This window comes from Bradyrhizobium sp. UFLA05-125, assembly GCF_059803515.1.
In genome coordinates this window covers 1-3,161 of record NZ_JBANBJ010000087.1, presented here as the reverse complement: position 1 = coordinate 3,161, position 3,161 = coordinate 1, and the positions used below count along the sequence as shown (strand labels likewise).

Sequence of the window (3,161 nt, the reverse complement as noted above, 5' to 3'; positions counted from 1 at the left end):
TTCCTTGAACCTTTCCTTGCGTCGCACGGCAGACCTTGCCATTACAGCACGGGAATAGCGAGGCAATCGCGCATCTGATGGCACCGTTCACACTCGCGCATCTGTCCGACCCGCATCTAGCGCCGCTGCCGCGGCCCAGGCTGACCGAGCTTGCTGGCAAGCGTGCGCTCGGCTACGCCAACTGGGCGCGCAACCGCCACAAATACCAGCGCCGCGAGGTGCTCGACGCGCTGGTCACGGACATGAAAGCGCAAGGCCCCGACCACATCGCGGTGACCGGTGATCTCGTCAACCTGGCGCTGGAGGCGGAGTTCGCGCCAGCGCTGGCCTGGCTCGAAGGCGTCGGTCCGCCGGATCGCGTCACCACGATCCCAGGCAATCACGACGCCTATGTCAGTGCGACACGCCAGCTTTTTGGCGAAACCTTCCTGGACTACATTGCCGGCGACGAGCCTGCGGCGAGCTTCTTTCCCGCCGTGCGCCGGCGCGGACCGGCGGCGCTGATCAGCCTGTCGACGGCGGTGCCGACAGCGCCCTTGATGGCGACGGGCACGCTCGGCCGCGACCAGCTCGCAGCGCTCGCAGAGGTGCTGGCGCGGCTTTCGCACGAGGACGTGTTTCGCATTCTCCTGGTTCATCATCCACTCAGGTCGAAGTCGCGCCACAAGCGGCTGACCGATTCGGATGCGTTGCTCGCGCTGATCAGGCAGCACGGCGTCGAGCTGATCCTGCACGGCCACGACCACGTGCATTCGACGATGTGGTTCGAAGGCCCCAACGGCAACGTACCCGCGGTCGGCGTGCCGTCGGCCTCGGCGCTGGCGCATGGGCGCTACCCGGCGGCGGCGTATAATCTGTTTGCCATCGAAAAGGACAACGCCGGCTGGCGCTGCGAGCAGACCGTGCGCAGCCTGGATCATGGATTGCAGGTTCGGCAGATCAAGCACGTGCGGCTGGTATGATGGACATTGTCATTCCGGGGCGTGCGAAGCACGAGCCCGGAATGACGATTGGAAGGATTCGCGCGCGCCTTCACCAACTTTGCAGGCTCGCGTACAGCGCGACGCCGAACAGGGCCGCGGCGCCGAGGATGAAGCCGAAAACGAACGGCCAGATGCGTGAGCGAGGCGGCTTCTCCGGCTCCGCCGCCTTGGGTTCGGGCGGCACCACCATCGCGCGCTCACGCTCGATCATGCGGCGGGCGACGTAGTCCGTCACCGCATCGACGATGTCAGCCGTGTCGTGCGACTCGGCGAGCACGATCCGGCCGAAGCGGGTATCCTGGACGAAGCGGTACATCCGCTTGTCGCGTCCCATCATGATCTGGGCGACGACGTCGATCCACAGCCGCGGCGTATCGCCCTGGCTGATGCCGCGGTCGAACAGGTCGATCTGCTCCGGGACCTGCGCGAACAGGGGATCGAGCGCGTCGTTGAGGATCTCCAGACGCGCCACCTCGGCGTCGCGCAGGTCGACCACGACGCCGGTCCGGTCGGCGGCCTCGATCCGCGCCCGGAGCAGCGCATCGCGCAGCCGCACGGTGCGCGGTTGAGGGACATTGGTCCCGGCGATCTCGGGCTCAGACATGGTTCGGCTCCTGGACGAGGTCCGTTAACCTATCAGCAACCATGATCGCCGCAAAGGCCGTACAATTCCAGACACTTACGCGCCCGGAGCAGAGTTTTCCCTGTCCCAAAAACAGACGATCCCACCCGGGGTAGAGCCCGGATGGGACCGTCCGTCCTTGGACGTCTTCTTCTATTGGGCCGGCAGCAACGCCTTTAGGCTGCCGGAGCGCGGTGCGGCTCTTCGACGATGGAGAAACGAACGCCGGCCTTGTGGCGGTTCTCTTCCGACACTTCGCGCCAGCAGTCCTCGGCCTCCTTGCGGGACTTGAAAGGGCCTTTGACCTGGGCCGAGCCTTCCACGAGCTTGTGGAAGTTCATCGAGCCGAACTCGCCGCCGATCACCCAGAAATTGCTGCCTTTGGTCATTGTCAGTCTCCTCAATTCCACCGTTAGCCGAACTGGTTCATCGTGTTGTGGGCGCCGCCCGCCTTCAGGGCAGCCTCGCCGGCGAAGTACTCCTTGTGATCGTCGCCGATGTCGGAGCCCGCCATGTTCTGATGCTTCACGCAGGCGATACCCTGGCGGATTTCGGCGCGCTGGACGTTCTTCACATAGCCGAGCATGCCCTGCTCGCCGAAGTACTCGCGTGCGAGATTGTCGGTCGAGAGCGCCGCCGTGTGATAGGTCGGCAACGTGATCAGGTGGTGGAAGATGCCGGCGCGCTTGGCCGAATCCGCCTGGAAGGTGCGGATCCGCTCGTCGGCTTCCTTCGCCAGCGGCGTGTCGTCGTACTCCGCCTTCATCAGCTCCGCACGGTTGTACTTGCTGACGTCCTTGCCGGCTTCCTTCATCGCGTCATAGACCTGCCAACGGAAGTTGAGCGTCCAGTTGAACGACGGCGAGTTGTTGTAGGCCAGCTTCGCGTTCGGAACCACCTTGCGGATCCGGTCCACCATGCTGGCGATCTGCTCGATATGCGGCTTCTCGGTCTCGATCCACAACAGGTCGGCACCGTTCTGCAGCGAGGTGATGCAGTCGAGCACGCAGCGATCTGCACCGGTGCCGGGACGGAACTGGTAGAGATTGCTGGGCAGCCGCTTCGGACGCATCATCTTGCCGTTCTGGTTGATGATGACGTCGCCGTTGCGGGCGTTCGCCGCCGTCACTTCCTCGCAATCCAGGAAGCTGTTGTACTGGTCGCCGATGTCGCCGGGCTTGTGGCTGACGGCGATCTGCTGCGTCAGGCCAGCGCCGAGCGAGTCGGTGCGGGTCACGATGATGCCGTCTTCGACGCCGAGCTCGAGGAAGGCGTGGCGGCAGGCGCGAATCTTCGCCAGGAAGACTTCGTGCGGCACGGTGACCTTGCCGTCCTGGTGACCGCACTGCTTCTCGTCCGAGACCTGGTTCTCGATCTGGAGCGCGCAGGCGCCCGCTTCGATCATCTTCTTGGCAAGCAGATAGGTCGCCTCGGCATTGCCGAAGCCGGCGTCGATGTCGGCGATGACGGGCACGACGTGGGTCTGGAAGTTGTCGATCTTCGCGATCAGCTCCTTTTCCCTGGTCTTGTCGCCTTCCTTGCGAGCCTTGTCGAGG

Annotated in this window: 4 protein-coding genes; 1 reads left to right on the top strand and 3 read right to left on the bottom strand. The window is 64.4% G+C overall.

Going from position 1 to position 3,161, the window contains the following annotated elements; genetic code table 11:
• The first annotated feature begins 77 nt into the window (after positions 1-77).
• Positions 78-962, top strand: a complete 885-nt coding sequence (locus SO156_RS40005; RefSeq protein WP_498538616.1) for a metallophosphoesterase family protein — start codon at positions 78-80, stop codon at positions 960-962.
• A gap of 70 nt (positions 963-1,032) precedes the next feature.
• On the opposite strand, the gene SO156_RS40000 is transcribed toward SO156_RS40005, so the two are convergent.
• The 3 genes from SO156_RS40000 to SO156_RS39990 all read right to left on the bottom strand — a co-directional run.
• Positions 1,033-1,587, bottom strand: a complete 555-nt coding sequence (locus tag SO156_RS40000) for a hypothetical protein (RefSeq protein ID WP_498538615.1) — start codon at positions 1,585-1,587, stop codon at positions 1,033-1,035.
• A gap of 194 nt (positions 1,588-1,781) precedes the next feature.
• Positions 1,782-1,994 (bottom strand): DUF4170 domain-containing protein, encoded by a 213-nt coding sequence (locus SO156_RS39995; protein ID WP_283037129.1) that lies wholly within the window; start codon positions 1,992-1,994, stop codon positions 1,782-1,784.
• Between the two features lie 23 nt (positions 1,995-2,017).
• On the bottom strand, positions 2,018-3,161 hold a 1,144-nt coding region (locus SO156_RS39990), incomplete at its 5' end, for an isocitrate lyase (protein WP_498538614.1).

Bases quoted from the DNA above. Each gene is read 5' to 3' on its own strand.
- SO156_RS40005 (WP_498538616.1), top strand. From the start codon at position 78: ATGGCACCGTTCACACTCGCGCATCTGTCCGACCCGCATCTAGCGCCG.
- SO156_RS40000 (WP_498538615.1), bottom strand. From the start codon at position 1,587: ATGTCTGAGCCCGAGATCGCCGGGACCAATGTCCCTCAACCGCGCACC.
- SO156_RS39995 (WP_283037129.1), bottom strand. From the start codon at position 1,994: ATGACCAAAGGCAGCAATTTCTGGGTGATCGGCGGCGAGTTCGGCTCG.